This window comes from Sphingomonas sp. GW821-FHT10F11 (genome assembly GCF_058809095.1).
Genome location: NZ_JBXASH010000002.1, coordinates 127,382 through 148,901, shown reverse-complemented (window position 1 = coordinate 148,901; position 21,520 = coordinate 127,382). Strand labels below are relative to the sequence as shown.

The 21,520-nt window shown below is 66.2% G+C and carries 24 protein-coding genes; 12 read left to right on the top strand and 12 right to left on the bottom strand.

Annotated features, from left to right (window positions below):
* Positions 1–4: 4 nt before the first annotated feature.
* Entirely contained in the window at positions 5–1,087 is a 1,083-nt protein-coding gene (locus AC1RT8_RS06795) for an extracellular catalytic domain type 1 short-chain-length polyhydroxyalkanoate depolymerase (RefSeq protein WP_493074840.1), read from the bottom strand.
* Between the two features lie 143 nt (positions 1,088–1,230).
* Here AC1RT8_RS06795 and AC1RT8_RS06790 point away from each other — a divergent pair, with 143 nt between their 5' ends.
* Positions 1,231–2,403, top strand: a complete 1,173-nt coding sequence (locus AC1RT8_RS06790; protein WP_493074839.1) for a serine hydrolase domain-containing protein — start codon at positions 1,231–1,233, stop codon at positions 2,401–2,403.
* Positions 2,404–2,555: 152 nt separating this feature from the next.
* On the opposite strand, the gene rarD is transcribed toward AC1RT8_RS06790, so the two are convergent.
* The 3 genes from rarD to AC1RT8_RS06775 form a co-directional block, all read right to left on the bottom strand.
* Complete coding sequence (rarD, locus tag AC1RT8_RS06785; RefSeq protein ID WP_493074838.1) at positions 2,556–3,491, bottom strand: EamA family transporter RarD; 936 nt, start codon at positions 3,489–3,491, stop codon at positions 2,556–2,558.
* Between the two features lie 145 nt (positions 3,492–3,636).
* Entirely contained in the window at positions 3,637–3,945 is a 309-nt protein-coding gene (locus AC1RT8_RS06780; protein ID WP_493074837.1) for a hypothetical protein, read from the bottom strand.
* Between the two features lie 110 nt (positions 3,946–4,055).
* The gene (locus AC1RT8_RS06775; protein ID WP_493074836.1) at positions 4,056–4,190 is read right to left on the bottom strand and encodes a hypothetical protein; all 135 of its coding nucleotides are present in this window, start codon (positions 4,188–4,190) and stop codon (positions 4,056–4,058) included.
* A 215-nt stretch (positions 4,191–4,405) separates the two neighbouring features.
* On the opposite strand from AC1RT8_RS06775, the gene AC1RT8_RS06770 reads away from it, so the two are divergent.
* The 3 genes from AC1RT8_RS06770 to AC1RT8_RS06760 all read left to right on the top strand — a co-directional run bounded on the left by AC1RT8_RS06770 (position 4,406) and on the right by AC1RT8_RS06760 (position 5,332).
* A complete protein-coding gene (locus tag AC1RT8_RS06770; protein WP_493074835.1) occupies positions 4,406–4,666 on the top strand; it encodes a hypothetical protein in 261 nt (86 codons plus the stop codon).
* 68 nt (positions 4,667–4,734) lie between these two features.
* Positions 4,735–4,938, top strand: a complete 204-nt coding sequence (locus AC1RT8_RS06765; RefSeq protein ID WP_493074834.1) for a DUF6771 family protein — start codon at positions 4,735–4,737, stop codon at positions 4,936–4,938.
* A 124-nt stretch (positions 4,939–5,062) separates the two neighbouring features.
* A complete protein-coding gene (locus AC1RT8_RS06760; protein ID WP_493074833.1) occupies positions 5,063–5,332 on the top strand; it encodes a GlsB/YeaQ/YmgE family stress response membrane protein in 270 nt (89 codons plus the stop codon).
* Between the two features lie 61 nt (positions 5,333–5,393).
* Here the strand turns inward: AC1RT8_RS06760 and AC1RT8_RS06755 are convergent, their stop codons facing one another.
* A complete protein-coding gene (locus AC1RT8_RS06755; protein WP_493074832.1) occupies positions 5,394–5,585 on the bottom strand; it encodes a hypothetical protein in 192 nt (63 codons plus the stop codon).
* 393 nt (positions 5,586–5,978) lie between these two features.
* Between AC1RT8_RS06755 and AC1RT8_RS06750 the strand changes: the two genes are divergently transcribed.
* From AC1RT8_RS06750 to AC1RT8_RS06735, 4 genes are all read left to right on the top strand, one after another.
* On the top strand, positions 5,979–6,206 hold the full coding sequence (locus AC1RT8_RS06750; RefSeq protein WP_493074831.1) for a hypothetical protein: 228 nt from the start codon (positions 5,979–5,981) through the stop codon (positions 6,204–6,206).
* A 28-nt stretch (positions 6,207–6,234) separates the two neighbouring features.
* Positions 6,235–8,745, top strand: a complete 2,511-nt coding sequence (locus AC1RT8_RS06745; protein WP_493074829.1) for an ABC transporter permease — start codon at positions 6,235–6,237, stop codon at positions 8,743–8,745.
* 90 nt (positions 8,746–8,835) lie between these two features.
* Complete coding sequence (locus AC1RT8_RS06740) at positions 8,836–9,465, top strand: retropepsin-like aspartic protease family protein (protein WP_493074827.1); 630 nt, start codon at positions 8,836–8,838, stop codon at positions 9,463–9,465.
* Between the two features lie 207 nt (positions 9,466–9,672).
* Positions 9,673–10,158, top strand: a complete 486-nt coding sequence (locus tag AC1RT8_RS06735; protein WP_493074826.1) for an SRPBCC family protein — start codon at positions 9,673–9,675, stop codon at positions 10,156–10,158.
* Positions 10,159–10,329: 171 nt separating this feature from the next.
* Here AC1RT8_RS06735 and AC1RT8_RS06730 read toward each other — a convergent pair whose 3' ends face one another.
* Entirely contained in the window at positions 10,330–11,097 is a 768-nt protein-coding gene (locus AC1RT8_RS06730) for a MauE/DoxX family redox-associated membrane protein (protein ID WP_493074825.1), read from the bottom strand.
* A gap of 81 nt (positions 11,098–11,178) precedes the next feature.
* On the opposite strand from AC1RT8_RS06730, the gene AC1RT8_RS06725 reads away from it, so the two are divergent.
* Positions 11,179–11,577 (top strand): MerR family transcriptional regulator, encoded by a 399-nt coding sequence (locus AC1RT8_RS06725; RefSeq protein ID WP_493075562.1) that lies wholly within the window; start codon positions 11,179–11,181, stop codon positions 11,575–11,577.
* 323 nt (positions 11,578–11,900) lie between these two features.
* On the opposite strand, the gene AC1RT8_RS06720 is transcribed toward AC1RT8_RS06725, so the two are convergent.
* The 3 genes from AC1RT8_RS06720 to AC1RT8_RS06710 form a co-directional block, all read right to left on the bottom strand.
* Entirely contained in the window at positions 11,901–12,035 is a 135-nt protein-coding gene (locus AC1RT8_RS06720) for a hypothetical protein (RefSeq protein WP_272624978.1), read from the bottom strand.
* A 96-nt stretch (positions 12,036–12,131) separates the two neighbouring features.
* Positions 12,132–12,476, bottom strand: a complete 345-nt coding sequence (locus AC1RT8_RS06715; protein ID WP_493074823.1) for a PilZ domain-containing protein — start codon at positions 12,474–12,476, stop codon at positions 12,132–12,134.
* Positions 12,477–12,907: 431 nt separating this feature from the next.
* Complete coding sequence (locus AC1RT8_RS06710; protein WP_493074822.1) at positions 12,908–14,038, bottom strand: aldose epimerase family protein; 1,131 nt, start codon at positions 14,036–14,038, stop codon at positions 12,908–12,910.
* 423 nt (positions 14,039–14,461) lie between these two features.
* Here AC1RT8_RS06710 and AC1RT8_RS06705 point away from each other — a divergent pair, with 423 nt between their 5' ends.
* Positions 14,462–14,635: a hypothetical protein gene (locus AC1RT8_RS06705; RefSeq protein WP_493074821.1), complete on the top strand. Its 174-nt coding sequence runs from the start codon at positions 14,462–14,464 to the stop codon at positions 14,633–14,635.
* 406 nt (positions 14,636–15,041) lie between these two features.
* On the opposite strand, the gene AC1RT8_RS06700 is transcribed toward AC1RT8_RS06705, so the two are convergent.
* From AC1RT8_RS06700 to AC1RT8_RS06690, 3 genes are read right to left on the bottom strand one after another with little or no spacing between them, the layout of a single operon-like run.
* The gene (locus AC1RT8_RS06700; protein ID WP_493074820.1) at positions 15,042–15,173 is read right to left on the bottom strand and encodes a hypothetical protein; all 132 of its coding nucleotides are present in this window, start codon (positions 15,171–15,173) and stop codon (positions 15,042–15,044) included.
* Positions 15,170–15,769, bottom strand: a complete 600-nt coding sequence (locus AC1RT8_RS06695; protein WP_493074819.1) for a hypothetical protein — start codon at positions 15,767–15,769, stop codon at positions 15,170–15,172. Before AC1RT8_RS06695 ends, AC1RT8_RS06700 begins: the two co-directional genes overlap by 4 nt.
* The gene (locus AC1RT8_RS06690; RefSeq protein ID WP_493074818.1) at positions 15,766–16,302 is read right to left on the bottom strand and encodes an RNA polymerase sigma factor; all 537 of its coding nucleotides are present in this window, start codon (positions 16,300–16,302) and stop codon (positions 15,766–15,768) included. Before AC1RT8_RS06690 ends, AC1RT8_RS06695 begins: the two co-directional genes overlap by 4 nt.
* Positions 16,303–16,596: 294 nt before the next feature.
* Between AC1RT8_RS06690 and AC1RT8_RS06685 the strand changes: the two genes are divergently transcribed.
* A complete protein-coding gene (locus AC1RT8_RS06685) occupies positions 16,597–19,797 on the top strand; it encodes a cadherin domain-containing protein (RefSeq protein WP_493074817.1) in 3,201 nt (1,066 codons plus the stop codon).
* 492 nt (positions 19,798–20,289) lie between these two features.
* On the top strand, positions 20,290–21,501 hold the full coding sequence (locus tag AC1RT8_RS06680) for a glycosyltransferase (protein WP_493074816.1): 1,212 nt from the start codon (positions 20,290–20,292) through the stop codon (positions 21,499–21,501).
* The last annotated feature ends 19 nt before the right edge of the window (positions 21,502–21,520 follow it).

Below are 21,520 nucleotides of genomic sequence, written 5' to 3'. Positions count from 1 at the left end.
GGCGTCAGCGCATCAGCCCGGCGGCACGCAGCGCGTCCTCGATCACCTTCTTCACGCCGAATGCCTCCGCCTGCACGCTCGCGGCGGGCACGAGCCGCGGCTTGGGCGCCACCGTGCGGGCCGAGGCCGGTATCGTCCCGGCGATGCCCCAGGAAGCGGCGATCTGCCCGGTCGAGCAGACACCGACATCAAGCATATAGGGCATGGCGGTGCCGCATCCCTCGCCCGGGGAAATCGGGGTGCCGTGCCCCATGCCGGCAATGGCATGCGCCTCGATACGGATCTGGCCCTTGGCGTCGGTCCAGGTCCGTTTGGTGTGACCGCCGACGGTCTCGGTCCGCGCGGGCGCCGCGTCGATGTGCTGGAGCTGGCGCCACTGCTCGACGATATCCTCCATGTTGGAAGCGGCGACGGTCATATCGGCGGTGCCGTGCCAGACCGAAAGCCTGGGCCAGGGCCCGTCACGACCCGATGCCGTGCGGGCGAGCGCGCCGAGCGCCGGCCCCTTCGGCCCACCATGACCGCGCATCCGGTCGAACGCCTGTGGCACGCCCGTCGCGACGCCATAGGGCAGCCCGGCGACGATCGCCCCGCCAGCGAACAGTTCAGGCCAGGTCGCGAGCATCACCGCCGTCATCGCGCCGCCGGCCGACAGGCCAGTCACGAACACCCGCGACGGATCGAGATCATGCTCGGCAATCATCTGGCCGATCATGTTGCGGATCGACAGCGCCTCGCCGCCATCACGGCGGATGTCGCCGGGCTCGAACCAGTTGAAGCAGAGATTGGGGTTATTGCCCCGGCGCTGTTCCGGATAGAGCAGGGCGAACCCATGCCGCTCCGCAAGCGTGGACCAGCCCGATCCGCGATCATATCCCGCGGCGGTCTGGGTACAGCCATGCAGCACCACGACCAGCGGCGCGCCGGGCTTCACATCCTCGGGAAGATAGATGCGCGCCGCCAGATCGCCGGGATTGGCGCCGGTGACGGCCATGGCCGTCAACCGATCCCCGGCCGCGACGCGCGGCGATACCACGCCCGGCTGGGCGGCGGCGAGCCGGGCAATGGTGTCGGAAAGCGTGCGCATCGATCGGTTCCCCCGCGGGCGAACGACTCGTCCGCATATACCCCAACCCTTCATAGCGCCGATTGTTGCTGCGATGCACAATAAACATGGCCGTGGCGGCATATCCGATAGTCAAGATCGCCTCACCACGATACGATTGCGCGATGCGCGCTTTAGCCTTTTGCCTCACCGCGTTGATCGCGACGTCGGCGACCGCCCAGCCCCTCCCTTCAGCGAAAGCGATCGACGCGCAGGCCCGCGCCGCCATGGCGAAGACCGGCGCGAAGGGCATGGCGATCGCGGTGGTCGACCGGGGCAAAATCGTCCATGTCCGGGCCTATGGCGCCCGCAATGCCAGGGGCGATCCGCTGCTGACCGACACCGTGATGTACGGCGCGTCGCTGACCAAGACGGTGATGGCCTATACGACCCTGACCCTGGTCGATCGCGGCGTCCTCGCGCTCGATACGCCGATCGCGGCCGACCTCGACCGGCCCCTTCCCTCCTATGACAGCGAGGCGATCGCGCCGGGCAAATACGGCCCGTACAAGGACCTGGCGGGCGATGATCGATGGCGGCGGATCACGCCGCGCATGGCGCTGACTCACTCGACGGGGTTCCGCAATTTCTGGTTCCTCGAACCCGACGAAAAGCTCCACATCCATTTCGATCCGGGCACGCGCTTCAGCTATTCGGGCGAAGGGTTCAGCCTGTTGCAATTCGCCATCGAAAATGGGCTGAAAAAACAGGGGCTTGGCCTCGATGTCGGCGATCTGACCGACGCGACCTTCGCGCGGCTCGGCATGACGCGCACCAGCCTGAAATGGCGCCCCGACTTCCGCCCCAATCTGGCCGATGGCTGGAATGACAAGGGCGAGCCGGTCGAGCATGACGAGCGGTCGAAGGTCCGTGCCGCCGGATCGATGGACACGACCATCGCCGACCTGTCCAAATTCGTCGCGGCGCTGGTGCGCGGCGACGGCCTGACCCCGGCGTCGCGCGCCGAGCTGGCCAGACCGAGCCTGCCGATCGCGACCGCGCATCAATTCCCCAATCTCGCGCCCGACCTGCCGGCGGAGCAGCGCCGCAAGGACCTGGCGGCCGGGCTGGGCGTGGTGGTGTTCGACGGGCCGCAAGGGCACGGCTTCTTCAAGGGCGGGCATGACGATCAGACCGGCAACACCATGGTCTGTATCGAGCAGCGCCGGCGCTGCGTGCTGATCCTGTCGAACGACGTGCGGGCCGAGGCAAGCTATGCCGATCTGGTCCGCTTCATCCTGGGCGAAACCGGTGTCCCCTATGAATGGGAATATGGCGATCACGCCGGCAAATCCTGAACCGATACGAGCGCGTCACGATTTGCTGCACCGCAACACGACGAAGCGGGCAGGAATTGCGATAACGCCCCGCGGATGCAAAGGAACTGCCGCACGTCACATGCTAACCTGCATCCGTACGGCGGCGGTCCCAATTCTTCGACAGCTTGGGCTCACGCCGCCGCCGTGCACTCCATAGTCTCCCGCGCCGCCGCCCGGCTCGCGCGGACGCTGTCCGAGGCATAGACCGCCAACCCCACCCAGATCAGTGCGAAGGCGGCAAGGTCATGCGGGCGCAGATGCTCGCCGAACGCGAAGATCGCGAGCAGGAACTGCAGGGTCGGCGCGATATATTGGAGCAGGCCGAGCGCCGCATAGGGCATGCGCCGCGCGGCGCCGGCGAACAGCAGCAACGGCGCGGCGGTGACGGCGCCGGCCACGACCAGCAGCACATCGGTCGCCGCCTCACGGCCGAACGCGCCCTCCCCGCCATGATGCGCGACCAGCAACAGGCCAAGCGCGAAGGGTGCGAGCAGGATCGTCTCGATCAGCAGCCCGCCCAATGCGTCGATCGCCACCACCTTGCGGATCAGGCCATAGGTGCCGAAGCTCAACGCCAGCACCAGCGAGATCCAGATGCTGCTGCCGTTCGACAGCGCCATGACCAGCACGCCCGCCGCCGCCAGCGCGATCGCCACCCACTGGATGCGCCGCACCCGCTCGCCCAGCACCGCCACGCCGAGCGCGACATTGACCAGCGGGTTGATGAAATAGCCGAGGCTCGCGTCGAGCACATGCGCGTTCTGCACCGCCCAGATATAGACCAGCCAGTTGACCGCGATCAGCAAGGCGCTGGCCGTCAGCATCAGCAGGGTACGCTTCGTCACCGCCGCCAGGATCGTCCGCACGCGCCCGAACAGCAGTGCGACGCCGACCAGCATCAGTACCGACCACAGGATGCGATGTGCCACGACCTGCCCCGCCGGCACATGCTGCAACAGCTTCAGATAGAGCGGCAGCACCCCCCAGAACACATAGGCCGCCACGCCCAGGATCACGCCGGTGGCTGCGGGGGTCGATGCGGGGCGGGAGGGTGCGCGGTCGGTCACGATTCTGCCTGTGCCCGGGCCTTGCGCCGCAGACGGGAATGGAGGCAGGGAGATGGTCGGCATCGGGCGCCATGGCAACCCGCCCGCGCGCAATTTTCCTTGGGGCCGCGATGGCCCCGTTATCGACCGGCCTGAACGGCGGTGCCTATCGTATCGACAGGCGCGATCGCCTGGGCCGTCCGGCCATCGTCGAGGAAGCAGAAGCAAGCGCCGCGGCGCGGTTACGCTCCGCCAGCAAGGCCGCGATCTCGGCGCCCTCATAACGGAACGGCGGCTTGCAGCGCTCGGGAAAGGATATGCGCATCCGCGGGATATCGCCGGCAAAGCCGGCCGCGATGGTATCGAGCACCAGGGTCAGCGACCCCTGCGCCACGACCTCGAGGTCGCCACTCGCCTTGTCGCAGTCGCGCGGGCGCATCGCCGCGACCGCATCCTCATTCCACGAAATGTCCATATGTGCGCCTCTCCTTGTCGAAGGAGCATCGGCGTGTGGGAACGGGCGCGCAATGATCTGCGTCAATGTCGGGAGCCATGAATCCGCCGCATCGATTCAAGCACATTCTATCAGACGACAAAGGCGATCAGCCCCGCCCAAAGTGCGATCGAGACGGCAATCAGGATCAGAAAGGCTATTCCGCCCGGAAGCCTGTTCTCTTCGCGGAACGGCTCGCGCGGCGGCGTCCGCATTACTTTGTTCATCTTGGCGGCCTTTGACAAACACACGCTCCGATCAATCAATGCGCGAGAGTCATCGGAGTTCCACCAGGTCCCACGCCGAACCTTCCCGGTGCATGCGCGGCACCGCCGACAGGCGCGGCCCGCCAATCCGGGAACCATCCAGCGTGATCCGGGTTATGCGCCATATGGCGGGCAGGCATTCGTATCAGGTATTCCGCGCGTACAGGGTTCCCGGCGTGCCGCCTCGGGTCGCCTGGACCTGGCAGCGTATCGACCAGGCCGGCGCGCCGATGGCGCTCGGCTCGCTCTACGGTTCCCTGCCCGAATGTTTCGCCGCACTGAAGCGCAACCGTGCCGAGCTGGGCGATGCGCCGGTCCGCATCGATCTCGCGGGGGCGAGCGCCGAAGACGCGTCGTCGGTGGTCGCGGTCGCGGTGGGCGAGCGTGATGTGACGATCACCAGCACCGATCCAGACCCCTCGCCCGAATTCGCCTGACCACGCATGACCGCGATGTCACCGTTTTGACGCTTCACGATGTTCCCGTTTTGATCTAGTTTGCGATCATGAGCCGATTCGCCCCAGACCTCGCCCCAGCCGATCTCGCCCCCGTCATCCTGGGGGCGCCCGCCTGGGCGCGCATCGGCATCACCGTCCGCGATCCGCGGCTGCGCGCGCGGGCAGCGGAAACGCTCGCCCGGTCGATCCTTGAGGAGCTGGATGCCGACGCCCCGGTGCGCGATGTAAACCAGCTTTCGCTCGGCCTGTAAGGCTCCTGCGCGACAGGCGGAGGAACGCCAGCCGGTTACATCCGTTGTGATTCAAGGTCTCCCGCAAGAGGCCGGCGCGCCCGCGTAAGCCTCCGCGCAGTTCCATTGGTCATGGAGAGCAAAGATGGGTCTGATTATACTCTTGATCGTCGGCGGCGTGATCGGCTGGCTTGCCAGCATGATCATGCGGACCGACGCGCAGCAGGGCGTATTCCTGAACGTCGTGGTCGGCATTGTCGGCGCGGTTCTGGCCGGCTTCATCCTGTCGCCGCTGTTCGGCGTGCCGCCGATCACCAGCGGCGGCTACAGCATCGCGACGATCCTCGTGTCGCTGCTCGGTGCGGTCGTGCTGCTTGCGATCGTCAATCTGGTACGTCGCGGATCGGTTCGCTAACCGGTCCCCGAATCCGGGGCGATCCGGGCGGGCGGGGCGGCTTCGGCCGCCCCGTTTGCGTTCAGCCCAACAGCCAGGTCCGCCCGGCATGGAAGAAGAGCAGGGCGGAGAGCCCGGCCGAGCAGCCGAAACAAACATGGCCGACATGGACCAGGATCGGCGGATTCGGCCGCTGCAGCTTTCGGTTGCGGCTTGCGCCCGACAGCACGAAGCTGGTCAGCAGGCCATAGGCAAAGGCGATCGCACCAAACATAGATTGTCCCGCTTATGATGTCGCCGCGGGCCCCCGCCCCGGTCATGCGGCCCCAATCATAGGCGCGGGATGTTATCAAGCGGTTGAGGCGCGCCGGCTCGGCGAAGCGCGCCACGCACAGGATGGTGCGTTGCCGAAACGGCGGACGCGGGCAGGGCATTTTGAGAAAACCAGGCCGGAGGATGCTGTCCGATCCGGCCTGGTTTTACCCCCGACTAGGTGTGAGCCCGATGCGGTTGGCGAGGCTCTATACGTTTCGATTATGAAATTGTTCCAGCCCCTTGCGGCGCTTTTGTCGCAAAATCGTCGCCACATGTGAGCCTATCGGCTGAACCTGTCGACTTTGGTTGGCATGGTTCCTGCTCCCTCAAAGGCGATGCGGAACGACCTGCCATGACCCGGATGACGCGCGGCACCATGCTCAAACTGGCCGTCCTGTGCGCCCTTGCGCTGGCGATCCGCGCCGCGCCCGCGCCGCGCATCAGCGCCGGGCTCGAGCTTTATTCGCTCCGCATGGCGCTCTCGATGGGCGGCCCGCCCGTCCATTTGCGGACAGGCACGTCCGAAAACGGACAGTCGCACGATATCAGCCTGACCATCGACATGGGGAGCGGTCGATGAGCACCGGGCAAAAAGGGGGAGAAGCTCGATGTGGCGCAACTATCTGATCGTCGGCTTGCGGGCGCTGGCCAGGAACCGGGCCTATGCCGCGATCAACATCGCCGGGCTCGCCATCGGCCTCGCCGCCTGCGTCCTGATCCTGCTCTATGTCCGCTACGAGCAGAGCTATGACAGCTGGATGAAGCACGCCGACCGCGCTTTCCAGTTCCAGACCTATTATGCCGCGACCGACAAGGGCGGGGAGGAGATGTACCTCCAGCTCGGCTCGATCGTTTCGGGCCCCGCGCTGGCGAAGGACTTCCCGCAGGTCGAGAAAATCGTGTGGGTCCGCTCCTTCTCGCCCGTCGTCATCCAGGAAGGCCAGGCCTCGAACGTCGGCGACCTGCGCATGGTCGATGGCAATATCTTCGATATCCTGCAGGTGCCGTTCGTGCGCGGCGATCCCCGCAACGCGCTGAACGATGCCCATTCGGTGGTGCTGAGCGAAAGCGAGGCGACCCGCCGCTATGGCGACGAGAACCCGCTCGGCAAGACGCTGACGATCGTCGACAATGCCGGCGACGTTGATTACCGCGTGACCGGCGTGTTCAGGGACATCCCGAAGAACAGCAGCTTCTCGGCGAAGATGGTCGCGCGCTTCGATCTCGGCGTACAGTTCGCCGACCGGATGCAGCAACTGACCGACTGGGGGTCCCAGCAGGGCTGGAACTATGTGAAGCTCCGCCCCGGCGCGAGCGCGGCAGCGATCAACGCGCAGCTCCCCGCCTGGGAGAAGCGCAACATTCCCGACCAGGTGACCAATGGCGAGCGCACCAATGAAGGCGATGCCCAGGACTACCATCTGACCAATATCCGCGACGTGCATCTCGGCAAGGCACAGCGCGGCAACATGACCCCCGGCAACGACGCCGGCACCGTCACCACCTTCGCGGTGATCGCGCTGCTGGTGCTCGGCATGGCCTGCATCAACTTCACCAACCTCGCCACCGCCCGCGCCTCGCAGCGCGCGCGCGAGGTGGCGCTGCGCAAGGTGCTCGGGGCGCGCCGCAGCCAGCTCATCACGCAGTTCATGGGCGAATCCGTCCTGGTGACGGCCATTGCGATGGTCATCGCGCTGGCCGCGGTCGAGCTGCTGCTGCCCTGGTTCAACAGCTTCCTCGATGCGGACATGAAGCTGCGCTATCTCGGCGCGGACGGCGTGCTGCTGCCCAGCATCGCGCTGGTGCTGCTGGTCGGCGCGATCGGCGGCCTCTACCCGGCCTTCTACCTCTCGCGTTTCGAGCCGGCGAAGATCCTGAAGGCCAACAAGTCCTCCGCCGATGCGCAAGGGTCGGGCCGGCTGCGCAGCGTCCTGGTGATCGGCCAGTTCGCCGTCTCGATCGCGCTGATCGTCTGCACCACCGTGATCTACACCCAGACGATCTTCGCCCGGACGATGGATGCGGGCTACCGGCGCGACGGCCTGATCCAGGTCGACAATCTCAGCTACAAGGGCGTGACCCCTCCGATGTCGCAGACCCTGATCGAGCAGATCCGCCGCATCCCCGGCGTCGAGGCGGCCGCACGCACCCAGATCGCGGTCGCGCCGAACGGCAATTCCATGTCCACCTTCTTCCTGCCCGGCACCGCGCGTTCCGTCTCGCTCGGGCTGTACGGGATCGAGACCGGCTTCTTCCAGACCATGGGCATGAAGATCCTCGCCGGGCGCGATTTCTCCGACAGCCAGGGCCGCGACGATGCGACCACGCCCTTCCCGCTCGTGCCGGATGTCGAGCGGGCGCTGGTCGCACGCGGGCTGAACGTCATCGTCTCGGAGGCGGCCGCGCACCGCCTCGGCTTCCGCACCCCGCAGGATGCGATCGGCAAGCAGTTGAGCGGATCGATCACGCTCCCCGAATTCGGTCAGGTGCCGGTCACCATTGTCGGCGTGGTCACCGATGCACGTTTCCGCTCGCTCCGCGAGCCGATCCAGCCGACCGTCTATATCATGCAGCGGACCGGCTTCGCGCAGATCGCGGTACGCTTCGCCGGCGTCGCGCCGAGCGAGATCCGCAGCCGGCTCGACCAGGTCTGGCACCGTGTCGTGCCCGCGGTGCCCTTCTCGGCCGAGTTCGCCGACGATCTGGTGCGCCGCCAGTACAGCCAGGAAAGCGCGCGCGGGCAGCTCTTCGCTGCTTTCGCCCTGCTCGCGGTGATCATCGGCGCGCTCGGCCTGTTCGGCCTCGCCGCGTTCACCGCCGAACGCCGCACCAAGGAGATCGGCATCCGCAAGGTGCTCGGGGCCCGCACCCGCGACATCCTGCGCCTGCTGGTGTGGCAGTTCACCCGGCCGGTGCTGATCGCCAACCTGATCGCCTGGCCGGTCGCCTGGTGGCTGATGCGCGACTGGCTCAACGGCTTCGACACGCGCATCGCGCTGACCCCGGTGCCGTTCCTGCTCGCCGGAGTGCTCGCGCTGGCCGTCGCGATGGCGACGATCGCCAGCCACGCCTGGCGCGTCGCCCAGACCAGCCCGATCCGGGCGTTGCGGTATGAGTGATGGATGGGCTTTCGCCACACGGTCAGGCTTCATACATCACTGGCGGCTAGAGTCGCCGTTCGGCTCCGGCCGTATGGACGAAGAGGCAGGATGTTTCCCGATCTTGGCGCCAACACGCCGCTTTACTTGCTGCTCGCCGGGCTGCTGATCGCGGCGGTGATCGGGCGGCGCATGCCGGTGGTGCGGACCCTGACGACGCTCGTCATCTGGGGCGTGCTGGGCGGGCTGGTGGTGATGCTGGTGCGCGATCGCGGGCGGTTCGACCCCTATCTCACCAAGGTCGCCGCGTTTCTCCAGGCCGACAAGCAGGAAGTGGTCGGCAAGGAAGTGCGCATCCACATGGCGAATGACGGACATTTCTGGGTGCATGCGCGCATCGGCGGGGTCGAGCGGCGCATGCTGGTCGACAGCGGTGCGACGGTGACGGCGATATCCGCCGAGACCGCGGCCGAGGCCGGGGTCGAAGTGTCGGATACGCCGTTCCCGGTCGTGCTGCGCACCGCCAACGGCAATGTCAACGCGCAGTCCGGCACGATCCGCGAGCTACGCTTCGGCACGATCGTCGCGCGCGAGCTTGCCGTGGTCGTCTCGCCCGCCTTCGGCGACACCGATGTGATCGGCATGAACTTCCTGTCGCGGCTCAAATCCTGGCGGGTCGAGGGCAAGACGCTGATCCTCGAGCCGAACCATCCACAGCCGGTGAAGCCCGACACGGCCTGACTCTTTCTCCTTCCCCGGCGAAGGCCGGGGGCCAGTCGGGAGACGATCATGAGGGGTGTTGCGAGCCGTTACATCAGCCTTTCCAATTGGACCCCGCCCCCCGCCGGGGAAGGTGCCGGGGCTGGCGGGCCAAGCGTCCGAACAATCACTTTGGCATCCCCCGGCAAGCGCCATAGGAAGGCGGGAAACCACCAGACAGGATGACCGATGATCGTACGCGCCGCCCTTGCTTTGGCCCTGATCATCGCAGCCACGCCGGCATCCGCATCCGATTATGTCGTGATCCGCAAGGAGATCCTGGTCGATCGTTCGGCCGATGCAGTGTGGAAACGGGTCGGCGGCTATTGCGCGATCGGCGAATGGCTCAAGCTGAAATGCGAGATCATCTCGGGCACCGGCGATGTCGGCACGATCCGCCGCCTCAACGAAGTCACGCTCGAGCCGATGGTGGCGAGCACCGCGCACTCCTACACCTATAGCCAGACGGCGGGCGGCATGGCGGGCTTCGCCTATAACGGCACGCTCGCGGTGGAACCGGCCGGCACGGGCAAGTCTCGGATCGTCTACACCCTCATCTACGACGCCGCGCTGATGCCCTCGGACGAGGTGCGCAAGGCCCAGTTCGACCGCATCAACCCCCGTTTCCAGGGTGCGGTCGAGACGATGAAGGCGCTGGCCGAGGCGGAGAAATAGGGACCCCGAACTGATAACCCCACCCGTTCGTGCCGAGTAGAGATCGAGTAGGCGAACCGTATCGAGAGCTCGTATCGAGATACAACTGGAGCGCGAAACGCCTGTCCCTCGATACGCCATCTCGACAAGCTCGATGGCTATTCGGGACGAACGGGTTGGGGTTGCTCGCCTCTAGCCACCCATCGCCATCGAGCCCGCCCCGAACACCATCCACAGCGCCATCGCGACCATCATCACATTCTCGGTCAGCGACACGAACCCGAGCGGCACCTTGCTGTCGCCGCCGACACAGGCGCATTTGATGTCGCGCCTGTCGATATAGACCGCCTTGAACACCGACACCGCACCGATGCCGCCGATGATGAGCGCGATCGGCGCCGACAGCCAGGTCAGCGCGCCCGACACCATCAATATGCCGGCCAGCCCCTCGGCATAGGGGTAGATCGTCCCGTACGGCACCCAGCGCTTCGCCAGCAGATCGTAATTCAGGAACATCGCGGAGAAGCGTTCGACATCCTGCAGCTTGAGCAGCGCCAGCACGCACATGCTGAAGGCGATGAACCATTCGCCCGCGCGGATCGTAAAGGGCGTGCCGAGTACGGCCTGGCTTGCCGCCATCGCCATCAGCGCGGTCATTGCGAACAGGATGATCACCGGACGATAGCTCACCGCATTCGGATCGCGCACCGGCTTGCCGAAGAAGCGGCGCAGATCGTCATAGCCGCCGATCCGCTTGCCCTCGATGAAGGTCTGCGGCGTGGTTTTCACGCCATGTTCGGCCTTGAACGCGTCGGTCTCCTCGCGCGTCCTCAGCCAGCGATCGTCCACTTCATAGCCCTGGCGTCGGAGCAGGTCCTTCGCCTTCAGCCCCCAGGGGCAGACATGATCCGGCATGACCATGCGGTAGAGGATGGCCTGTCGGGCCGAGCGGGTCGTCATCTTGGGGTCTCCAGCTTGTCCGCGTTCGAACCCGGCCCATATGGGTTCCGGACCATGGTACGGAGTCAAGCAGTGGCGGAGATGACGATCGCGGGGCTGGCGCGCGAGGGTGGCGTCGGCGTGGAAACGGTGCGTTATTATCAGCGCCGCGGCCTGATCGAGGAACCGGCACGGAGCGGCGGATCAGGTCTGGCGGGCGGAATCCGCCGCTATGGTGCGGATCATGTGCGGCGGCTGCGCTTCATCCGCTCGGCGCAGGGCGCCGGGTTCACGCTGGAGGAGATCGGCGAGCTGCTCGCGCTGGACGCCACCGAGGACCGCGACCGCGCCCGCCGGCTGGCGACGGAAAGGCTGGCCGCGCTGGACGAGAAGATCGCTGAGCTGGAACTCGCCCGCAATGCGCTCAAGCGGCTCGCGCACGCCTGCGACGCCAGTACCAGCGGCCCCTGCCCGATCCTCGACGCCTTCGACCGCGCCTAGCCTAGGAGGAGAACTCGATCATTCGCGCCGGCATGTGCCGGCACGGCCCGAGATGGCCGCGCGGCCGGGTGCACAGGCTTTCGCCCGGACCGGATCCGGCGGCCCGCAGGCAGGTTGAACCAGGACGCAATCTGAAGGCCGCAGGAACGGCCGCTACAGCGTAGTTCATCGCTTCCCCTTTTCGCTTTCGCGTCCGGATCAACGGCGGCACGGCCACCGTGTTCCGGCCGCGAAACGGAATCCTGTGGACAAGTCGACAAGCGGTCCGGATTCCAGCGCGTTGCGTTTATGAAAAAATGGCGGCCGGCCCAGGCCACCACCGGTCAGAAGGGCGAAGCGCCGATATATTTGAGCAGGCCGAGCACCGCGATCAACACGGCGATGGCGATGATGATGTTGGCGACGTTGATGCTGCTCTTTGCGACCACGACCTTTTCGTCGCTGTTGATCTCGGCCATGACTTTACTCCCGTGAGGTTTCGCCTTTGAGCGAACTATCAACCCCAACGCGCCATCGGGCGCGCCGTTCCTGCCGGCGGGAGTGATGCGGTAGGACTATTGTCCGTCGACGGCCGGATCCAGGATGCGGCGCATATGCGCTTCGGGCAGCGGGAACTGGAATTCGACGCCGAACCGCTGTTCCTTCGCCCAGACGATCCGCGCCGAGAGCGTCACGTCGCAGCATTGCAGCGCGAGATAGGATCCGACCGGCAGCGCGTCGGCGCAATAGAGCCGCGCGCCGCGCGCGGAGACGTCGAGGATATGCGCACGCCGCTTCGCGCCCTCGCAATCGATCGAGGCGGGCTGGAACGTCTTGAACCGCGGCGCGAGGCGCGCATGAGCTCCGTCCTTGTCCTTGATGGATTGCGCCATATGCCCCTCGCCGATTCCGGCCTCCATGACGGCTTCCAGCGCGAAGGTCCCGAGGGAATGATCCCTAACGCCGCGGCAACATCGATTGGATACCCGATCCGGGCCACCCTCGGGGCAGAGGATGCGAGACCCTTGGCGCCAGTTCACGACGCATCCTGCACCTGATTGTTGCAGCGGCGCGTCTTGCCGCCTAGGGCCGACAGGCACGAACGACACCGGTGGCAATGGAGATATCCACCACCCGCGTCGGTCTGCGGGTTATAGGGAGTCGCCGTAAGTGGAGTTGTTGAAGCCGAGCGTATTGGGGCGCTTGAGGTGCATGTTCGGGAAGCATCGGCCGGATCGGTACGGTGCACGCAAGGTTTCCGGGGTTTGGCGCTCGAATTGCGTGGACTGCGAACGCGCGATGGCGAAGGTCGACGGCAACTGGCGCCGCTTCAAGCGCTAGGCCCCGTCCGTCACCGCCGCACACCGAACCGGTAGATCGTCGTCGAGCGGAAGGTCTCGCCCGGCCGCAGCACGGTCGAAGGGAAGGCGGGCTGGTTCGGGCTGTCGGGATAATGCTGGGTCTCGAGCGCGAAGCCCGCGCCCTGGCGCAGCATGCGGCCACCGCGCGCTGCCTGTTTCCCGTTGAAGTGATTGGCGGTGTAGAGCTGCACGCCGGGCTGGGTCGTGCGCATCTCCAGGGTGCGGCCGCTCGCCGGATCCCAGGCGCGGGCGCCGACGGGCAGCGGATCGCCCGCCGGCTTGGTCAGCACGAAATTATGGTCGAAGCCATTGCCCAGCAGCATCTGCGGATCGTTCGAGGCGACGCGGTCGCCGATGCGCGTGAGCGTGCGCAGGTCGAACGGCGTGCCGGTGACGGCGCGGATCTCGCCGATCGCATTGCGCTTGTCGTCCACCACGGCGAAGCTGTCCGCGACGATCTGGATCTGCTGGTCGTCGACGCTGCCGGCCCGGTCGCCGCCCAGGTTGAAATAGCTGTGGTTGGTGAGGTTCACCACGGTCGCTTTGGTCGTGGTCGCGACATAGTCGATCCGCACCGCATCGTCGGCGCCGAGCGTATAGGTCACCGCCACGTCCATCGCGCCGGGAAAGCCGTTCTCCCCGTCCTCGCTATAATAACGCAGGGTAATGCTGCGGCAGCCGGCGGTGCTGCACGGCTCGGCCTTCCATACCTTCGACGAGAAGCCCTTGCGTCCGCCATGCGAGACGATCGCGGTGGGATCGGGCGACAGCGGGTAGCGCACGCCGTCGATCGAGAAGCCGCCATGCGAGATGCGGTTGGCATAGCGCCCGATCACCGAGCCGACGGTCGGCGACGCCTCGTACGCCGCAACGTCGGGCAGCGCGATCACGACATTGGCGACATGGCCGGCGCGGTCGGGCACGCTGATCTCGTCGATCGCCGCGCCCAGGGTCAGCACGCCGAGCCGGGTGCCGTGCGCGTTGCGCAGGACATAGCGATCGACCTTCTGGCCGTCCGCAGTCGCGCCGAAATCGCTACGCTCGGGACCCACCGGCGCCGACGCGGCGCACAGCAGGAACGGGGCGAGCAGGACGACGAACAGACGCTTCGCTGGACTCAAGACAGCCTCCCCTTTTACCCTCTTCCTAGCCTGGTATCCGAACCTGGCCTATGCCGACGCGATCGGCCCGCTATGTCACCGCTGGCGTGCGCTGCAAATTCTGACAGCGACACCTGGACGCCGTTCCATTTTCGGCCGGATTCAGCATATGGCCGAAACGGTTAGAATATAAGGCTATTTTAGCGAGGGTTAATCGGTTTGTTACCGCGATTGGTCACACTGTCTCAAAGAGAGAAGAGGAGGGAAAGCATTAACGGCCACGTGCAGCGTTGCACCGGCCTCCATCTCTTTCGAGGGATTGCTGAAATGGCTCGAACTCTTTGGCCTAGACTTGGGTCCCCGCGATCCTGGCGCCGATCTACGCGAAGAATGTTTATACTATTCATTCCCGTTTCATTGCCGTTATGGATAGCCGTGCTACTAGTGAAAAATACACTGACAGCTCTCGACTATGTCGCTCAGTTTGTATGGAAGTTCTGGAGCGACCCGCCCAAGCACCGCGTGCGCTATTACGCCGAAAGCGCCCTGCGCGCGCGGAACAAGGATGCGAGAATGACGCTCAAGCGCGGCACCGGAGAGCGGTTCTTCGAGGCCTGAGGGCAGTTCGTGTCGGCCGAGTGTACGGCTGCGAATCCCGGGGTTCGGTGGCCTCCGGAATTCCGGAATTCGCAGACACGCATCGTGATCGGTTCGATCAGCAAATTGGTCCGCAAAACCGCTCTCGCGACCCTCGGTCCAACCATACCACCGTAAAACGGGCGACCCCGAACTCGGCTGGTTGAGCGCTCATAGAATCCCTTTCGCCGCGCTCGTAAACTAGGTGTTTTCACGGTAATCGCCCGAGTCGAAGGGCGCCCAACTACGGGGAATCCCCGGGGTCGCGAAGCGGATGGCCGGCACCGAGACAATATTAACCACGGCGAGTCGTTTATCGCCGAAAATGGTTATATCTGCCGCGGCGCGCCGGCTCGTCGCGCCCGTCAGCCAACCTTGCCGATGGTCATCACCGGATAAGGGCCGCGAAGAACTCTGGCCTCAGCGCGATGAACAATGCGATGATGAGGCCAAGGGCCAGGCCCATGATCGCGTAGGCGGCGACACCACCCGCGAGCAGCTTTCGTTCCCCGTTCGTCATCGCTCATTCCTCCCGTCCATCAGCGCATCGATATCGTCGATCTCGGCGCGCAACTGCGCCGCGCCGCGCTGGTTGATCAGCCAGACGGCGGCGAAGGCGACGGCCGCGCCGATCAGCACGATCCAGGTCGAGCGCGACGCGTGCAGCAATCCGGCGGGGCCGCCACGCTCCAGCACGGGGCCGATGGTGAAGACGAGCAGGCCAGGGACCAGGGGCAGCAGATACCAGGTCAGGACGCCGGCGAGCGCGTCGCGCTGGCGGGCGAGCTGAGCGCGCTGATGGACCAGGATCGGTTCGGCGGCGGCGCGCTCGGGCGGCGGCGTCGCCGAGGCGAGGCGGTGGAGCTGCCGAACGACGAACAGCGTGCCGAGCACGATCATCACCGACCCGATCCGCATCGCGAACGACGGGAGGAACAGGGCATAGATCGAGAACGCGATAACGACGATGATCGCGGCGGCATATTCGATCGCGTTGCGGCGACGGACGCGGCGGTAGAAGCGGTCGGCTCCGGCGCGCACCGCGGCAAGATCAGGCAAGGCCGGATCGGCGGCGGTCGCCTGCCAGGCCTGCTTGATGCTATCGGGATCGCTCATGCGAGGTCTCCTTTTCCGGCATAAGGCCTGGCGAGCAGGGCCTTGATACGATGAATGCGCACCGCGACGGCGCCCGGGGACATGCCGGTGACCTCGCCGATCTCGGCTGCGCTCAGATCTTCGAGGTAGAGCAGCATGACCTGCCGGTCGGCCGGCGCGAGGCGGTGGATCGTCGCAAGCAATTGTTCGACCAGCCACCGACCGGCCGCTTCCTGTTCGAGATCGCCGCTGTCGGGGAGCAGCTCGACCTCGTCGAGCCCTGCGAGGCTTTCGCGCTTCAGGCGTCGGCGGGCGATCAGGTGCGTGACCGCGACATTGTGCGCGATGCGATAGACCCAGCTCCGTTCCGAGCATTGCCCTTCGAAATAGCCATAGCTGCGCCACAGGGCGGCGTGGATTTCCTGGACGAGATCGCGCCGCAGCTCGGCGTCCGCCTCATAACCGCGCGCGAGACGCTCGATCGCCGCGCCGTAGCTGCGCGCGGCATCGGCATAGCGAGCGTCCCGATCCTGGCTGGCGCGGCCCTGGTGCATCCATTCCCTCCGTTCGACCATATAGTCGAGCGGGCGCGGGAAATCTTACGCGCGGCAGGCGAAAAAGGGCGGGTGGAGATAGACCGCCCTCCGGCGAGCACGCCGTTTCGCCGGTCAGGCAGCTGCGCGATCGACATCGGCAGCGGAAGCATCATGTTGCCGCCAGTTAGTAAAGATCGCGTTATCTACGGCATCTCGCAATTTCTATACTGTAAAATATTTTCCACATTTACAGATTATAAGTCTTCAATACTCAATCTGTTCGGGATTTGAGCGCAACGGGGGCGGTGGGACATGAGCGGCGGCAGCATCCTGGAATATTCGGCGTCGGGCGGCGAGATCACGGTCAATTCGACTTACGCGCGGACTCAGGCGCAGACGGATGTGAACCGGCTCGCCAACGGCAATTTCATCGTCACCTGGGTCGACGCCGATTTCAACGTCTCCGCCGGCCGGTCGATCAGGTCGCAGATCTACACCTCCGACGGCACGCCGGTGGGAGGCGAGTCGATCGTCGTGACGGCCAGCGGCGTCGTCCAGCCGACCGTTACGGGGCTTGCCGATGGCGGTTATGTCGTCGCCTGGGCAGGGTCGGGCGCGATCAACGCGCAGGTCTTCGACGCAACCGGCACCGCGAGCGGGCCGGTGCTGACCGTCATTGGCTCCCCCGCCGCATCGAACATCGGCCTGCCCGATATCATCGGCCTGAGCGATGGCGGATTCGCGGTCAGCTGGGAGGACAATCGCACGACGGGCGGCGACACCACGGGATCGGGCGTCCATGTACGGACCTATGATCAGAGCGGCACCGCGACCGGCCCCGATACGCTGGTTAATGTCGCGACCGCAGGCAATCAGGCGGATTCGTCGATCACCGCGCTGGCCGCCGGCGGCTATGTCGTGACCTGGACCGATCGCGGCGCCGGCTGGGCGATCAAGGCGCAGATTTTCGACGCGGCCGGCGCGCGTGTCGGGGCCGATTTCGTCGTCAACAATATCGCTGCCGCATCGGTCGAATCCTCGGTGGTCACGCTCGCCAACGGCAATTTCGCCGTCGCCTGGTATGACTCGTCCGAGCATCACATCCAGATCTTCTCGGAGACGGGTGTCCGCATCGGCAGCCAGATCGATGTCGATACCACCCTCGCCGGAACCGCGGTCGGCCCGGAACTGGCCGCGCTGGCCGATGGCGGGCTGGCGATCGCGTTCACCGCCAACCAGGCGCCGCTCAGCGACGGATCGGGCCGGGCCGTCTTCGTCCAGGTGATCGGCGCCAACGGAGAGGCCGTCGGCGGCCCGATGCAGGTCAATTCCCAGACCAATGGCGACCAGATCGACCCCAGCATCGTCGGTCTGGACGACGGCTCCTTCGTCGTGACCTGGACTGATCTCAACGGCTCGGGCGCTGACGACGATCAAGTGATGGCGCAATTGTTAGCAGCCCATTGGACGGTCGCCATCACCTCGGGTGAGGGCGAGAGCCACGCGGCGGTTTCGGTGGTCGAGAACAGCAGTGCGGTGACGATCGTCTCGGCGGAAAACCATGACGGCGCGGCGATCAACTATCTTGTCGTTGGGGGTGCCGATGCGGCCTTGTTCGGCATCGACGTCAGCACCGGCGCGCTGACCTTCCTCGGCACGCCCGATTTCGAAAACCCGGGCAGCGCCGATGGCGACAATGTCTATGAGGTCCTGGTCGGCGCCACCGACGGCGTAGCAACGGCTGCGCAATGGCTTTCCGTGACAGTGACCAATGCGAATGAGGGCCTGGCGATCGTCTCCGACGCCGCCGTCACGCTCGACGAGAACGCAACCCTGGTCGCGACCGTGCTGGCCGAGGATGTGGACGGCGATTCGCCCGACTATTTCATCGCGGGCGGCGCCGATGCCGCGCTGTTCCAGTTCGATGCCGGGACGGGCACCTTGCGTTTCATCCAGGCCCCCGATTTCGAAACGCCGGGCGATGCGGACGGCGACAATGTCTATGAGGTGATCGTCGGGGCCACGGACGGCGCATATTTCGATTACCAGACGATCTCCGCCACGATCGCCAATGACGCCGCCGAGCTGCGCTTCGCCGCGCCGGTGCTGGCACTGTCGTCCGGCGAGAATGCGACGGCGGTCGGCACCGTGGTGGCAGTGTCGGAGGACGGCGCGCCGATCGACTATGCGATCGCCGGCGGCGCCGACGCCGCGCTCTTCACGATCGACGCCCAGACCGGGGCGCTGAGTTTGCTCGCCGCGCCCGATTTCGAGCTGCCCGGCGATGCCGATGGCGACAATGTCTACGACGTCCTGGTTTCGGCGACCGACGGCAGCCGGAACGCCGTGCAATCGGTGTCGGTCACGATCGGCAATGTCGACGAAGGCGTTGCGATCGTCTCCGAAGGCGGCGCCGACAGCGTCTCGGTCGCGGTGGCCGAGAACCAGACCGGCGTCGCGACGGTTACGGCGGTCGATCGGGACGGCGACTTCGTCAGCTACTCGATCGCCGGCGGGGCCGATGCGAGCCTGTTCGCGATCGTCTCGACCACCGGCCTGCTCAGCTTTGTCGGCGCGCCCAATTTCGAAGCGCCGGCCGACGCGGATGGCGACGGGCACTATGAGGTCGTGGTGGCTGCCAATTCCGGCGCGTTCAGCGACACCCAGGCCTTTTCGATCGAGGTCCAGAACGTCAACGAGTGCGCCGCGATCACCTCCAATGGCGGCGGGGCCACGGCGTCGATCTCGGTGAGCGAGAACGGCACGGCCGTCACCACGGTGCTCGCCACCGATCCGGACGGTACCGCGCCCGGCTTTGCGATCGTGGGCGGCGCGGATGCCGCTCATTTCACCATCAACGCGCAGACCGGCGTGCTCCGGTTCCTCAGCACAACCGACTATGAGGAGCCGGACGACGCCAATGGCGACAATATCTATTTAGTCGTCGTCCAGGCCGGCGACGGCGCGCTGTTCGACACCCAGACGCTGAACGTCACGGTCACCGACGTCAACGGCCGCTCGATCAACGGGACCACCGGCGCCGACTCGATCACGCCCGGCAGCGCCAATCCCTCGCTCCGCCCCACCGTCGAGGAAGACACGGTCAATGGCCGGGAGGGCAACGACATCATCCAGACGGACGCGGGCAACGACACGCTGATCGGCGGCGCGGGGGCCGACCGCCTGACCGGCGGCGTGGGCGCCGACCAGTTCGTGTATAGCGCGATCTCCGACTCCACCGCGTCGATGCGCGACGTGATCACCGATTTCGTGCACTCCCAGGGCGACATCATCTCGCTGTCGGCGATCGACGCGAACGTGATGGCCGGCGGCAACCAGGCCTTCGCCTTTATCGGCACCGCGGCGTTCTCCGGCACCGCCGGGCAGCTGCACTATGAGATGGCCGGCGGCAACACGCTCGTCTCGGGCGATGTGAACGGGGACGGCGTGGCGGACTTCCAGGTCCAGCTTGCCGGCATGTTGTCGCTGACCGGCTCGGATTTCCTGCTTTAGGCGTGCGCCCGGTCCATCACACGACCGCCACCCAACCGCGAAACGTGAACCCGGCGACAGGACCGGCAGTCGCTCCAGGATCGCCGCAGCTGACGCCCACGCCATTGCCGGGTCGAGGCCCGGGGAAGCGGCGAACGCCGCCGATCGGGCCAGCCAGCGCTCTCCCGCGCCATCACCCGTCGGAAAGCTGCGATGCGTCACCACGAACCGCGCGCCCAAGAGTTCGGGGACACTATACTATTTTTCCACCAGCCGCGGCGAAGCCCCCGGCCACGGCATGTCTCGCCCGCGCCAAGGCAGGAATTAGTATAGTGTCCCCGAGTTTTCTCACGCCGCACCCTCGCGGGCGGCCCACAATTCACAGCGCTATCGGAAAGACGGAAAGTGCCCCTCACTTCCCATTAAAATCTTATACCGGACGGGGGGACTTGCGGCAAGCCCCCGGTCATGCGCCATGAACGCTGCCCTCGAGTCGAACCGGAGGAGCAGCAAATGCGGATATTGTTATCGACATACGGGTCGCGCGGGGATGTCCAGCCGCTGGTGGGGCTCGCCCTCGCGCTGCGGGCGCTCGGCGCCGAGGCGGTGGTGTCCGCGCCGGCCGATGCGGAATTCACGGCATTGCTCGACCGCACCGGCGTGACGCTGGCGCCGGCCTTCATGCCGGTGCGCCAGTGGATTGAGGAGGCGAGGCAGTCCGGAGCAAGCCTGCCCCAGCTCGCGGCCAGGCTCGTCCCGGCCCAGTTCCACGCCATCGCCGCGGCGGCCGGCGGCTGCGACGCGATCGTGGCGACCGGCCTGTTCCCGTCCAAGGCCGCCGCGCAATCGGTGGCCGAGAAACGGGGCATCCGCTATGTCAGCGCGCATTTCTGCCCGTGCTCTTTGCCGTCGCCGCACCACGCGCCCATGGCCTTTCCCGGCTGGCCGCACCCGGCGGGGGTGACCGACAATCTGGCGCTATGGGCGCATAACGCCGAGGCGATGAACGCGCTGTTCGGCGAGGCGGTCAACGCGCATCGCGCCGCGATCGGCCTGGCGACGCTCGACAATGTCCGCGACCATGTCTTCACGGGCCGGCCGTGGCTGACCTCGGATCCGGCGCTCAGCCCGTGGCAGCCGACCGACCTGATCGATGCCGTGCAGTCCGGCGCCTGGATCCTGCCCGACGCACGCCCGCTTCCTGCGGCGCTTGAAGCCTTTCTCGAGGCAGGTCCGCCGCCCGTCCATATCGGCTTCGGCAGCATGGCGATGGGTGCGTCGCAAGACCCCGCCCGCGTCGCCATCGAGGCGGTTCGCGCGCAGGGACGCCGCGTGATCCTGGCCCGGGGCTGGGCCGATCTCGCGCCGATCGACGACGGGCAGGACTGTTTCGCGATCGGCGAGGTCAATCAGCAGGCGCTGTTCGGCCGGGTCGCCGCCGTGATGCACCATGGCGGCGCGGGCACGACAACGACGGCCGCACGCGCCGGCGCGCCGCAGCTGGTAGTGCCTCAGGTCGCCGACCAGCCCTATTGGGCCGGCCGCGTGGCCGGGCTGGGCATCGGGGCAGCGCATGACGGCCCGGTCCCGACCGCCGAATCCCTGTCGGCCGGGCTCCGCGCGGTGCTCGCCCCCGAAACCCGCGAACGGGCGGCCGCTATCGCCGGCACGGTCCGCACCGACGGGGCGATGATCGCCGCGCAGATGCTCGTCGCCGGGATATGATTGATCGCCCTTCCCTTTC

Bases quoted from the DNA above. Each gene is read 5' to 3' on its own strand.
- AC1RT8_RS06690 (WP_493074818.1), bottom strand. From the start codon at position 16,302: ATGCACCAGGGCCGCGCCAGCCAGGATCGGGACGCTCGCTATGCCGAT.
- AC1RT8_RS06760 (WP_493074833.1), top strand. From the start codon at position 5,063: ATGGGTCTGATTATACTCTTGATCGTCGGCGGCGTGATCGGCTGGCTT.
- AC1RT8_RS06680 (WP_493074816.1), top strand. From the start codon at position 20,290: ATGCGGATATTGTTATCGACATACGGGTCGCGCGGGGATGTCCAGCCG.
- AC1RT8_RS06735 (WP_493074826.1), top strand. From the start codon at position 9,673: ATGATCGTACGCGCCGCCCTTGCTTTGGCCCTGATCATCGCAGCCACG.
- AC1RT8_RS06715 (WP_493074823.1), bottom strand. From the start codon at position 12,476: ATGGAGGCCGGAATCGGCGAGGGGCATATGGCGCAATCCATCAAGGAC.
- AC1RT8_RS06765 (WP_493074834.1), top strand. From the start codon at position 4,735: ATGAGCCGATTCGCCCCAGACCTCGCCCCAGCCGATCTCGCCCCCGTC.
- AC1RT8_RS06725 (WP_493075562.1), top strand. From the start codon at position 11,179: ATGACGATCGCGGGGCTGGCGCGCGAGGGTGGCGTCGGCGTGGAAACG.
- AC1RT8_RS06775 (WP_493074836.1), bottom strand. From the start codon at position 4,190: ATGAACAAAGTAATGCGGACGCCGCCGCGCGAGCCGTTCCGCGAAGAG.
- AC1RT8_RS06720 (WP_272624978.1), bottom strand. From the start codon at position 12,035: ATGGCCGAGATCAACAGCGACGAAAAGGTCGTGGTCGCAAAGAGCAGC.
- AC1RT8_RS06700 (WP_493074820.1), bottom strand. From the start codon at position 15,173: ATGACGAACGGGGAACGAAAGCTGCTCGCGGGTGGTGTCGCCGCCTAC.
- AC1RT8_RS06695 (WP_493074819.1), bottom strand. From the start codon at position 15,769: ATGAGCGATCCCGATAGCATCAAGCAGGCCTGGCAGGCGACCGCCGCC.
- AC1RT8_RS06685 (WP_493074817.1), top strand. From the start codon at position 16,597: ATGAGCGGCGGCAGCATCCTGGAATATTCGGCGTCGGGCGGCGAGATC.
- AC1RT8_RS06740 (WP_493074827.1), top strand. From the start codon at position 8,836: ATGTTTCCCGATCTTGGCGCCAACACGCCGCTTTACTTGCTGCTCGCC.
- AC1RT8_RS06780 (WP_493074837.1), bottom strand. From the start codon at position 3,945: ATGGACATTTCGTGGAATGAGGATGCGGTCGCGGCGATGCGCCCGCGC.
- AC1RT8_RS06795 (WP_493074840.1), bottom strand. From the start codon at position 1,087: ATGCGCACGCTTTCCGACACCATTGCCCGGCTCGCCGCCGCCCAGCCG.
- AC1RT8_RS06755 (WP_493074832.1), bottom strand. From the start codon at position 5,585: ATGTTTGGTGCGATCGCCTTTGCCTATGGCCTGCTGACCAGCTTCGTG.
- AC1RT8_RS06790 (WP_493074839.1), top strand. From the start codon at position 1,231: ATGCGCGCTTTAGCCTTTTGCCTCACCGCGTTGATCGCGACGTCGGCG.
- AC1RT8_RS06730 (WP_493074825.1), bottom strand. From the start codon at position 11,097: ATGACGACCCGCTCGGCCCGACAGGCCATCCTCTACCGCATGGTCATG.
- AC1RT8_RS06750 (WP_493074831.1), top strand. From the start codon at position 5,979: ATGACCCGGATGACGCGCGGCACCATGCTCAAACTGGCCGTCCTGTGC.
- AC1RT8_RS06745 (WP_493074829.1), top strand. From the start codon at position 6,235: ATGTGGCGCAACTATCTGATCGTCGGCTTGCGGGCGCTGGCCAGGAAC.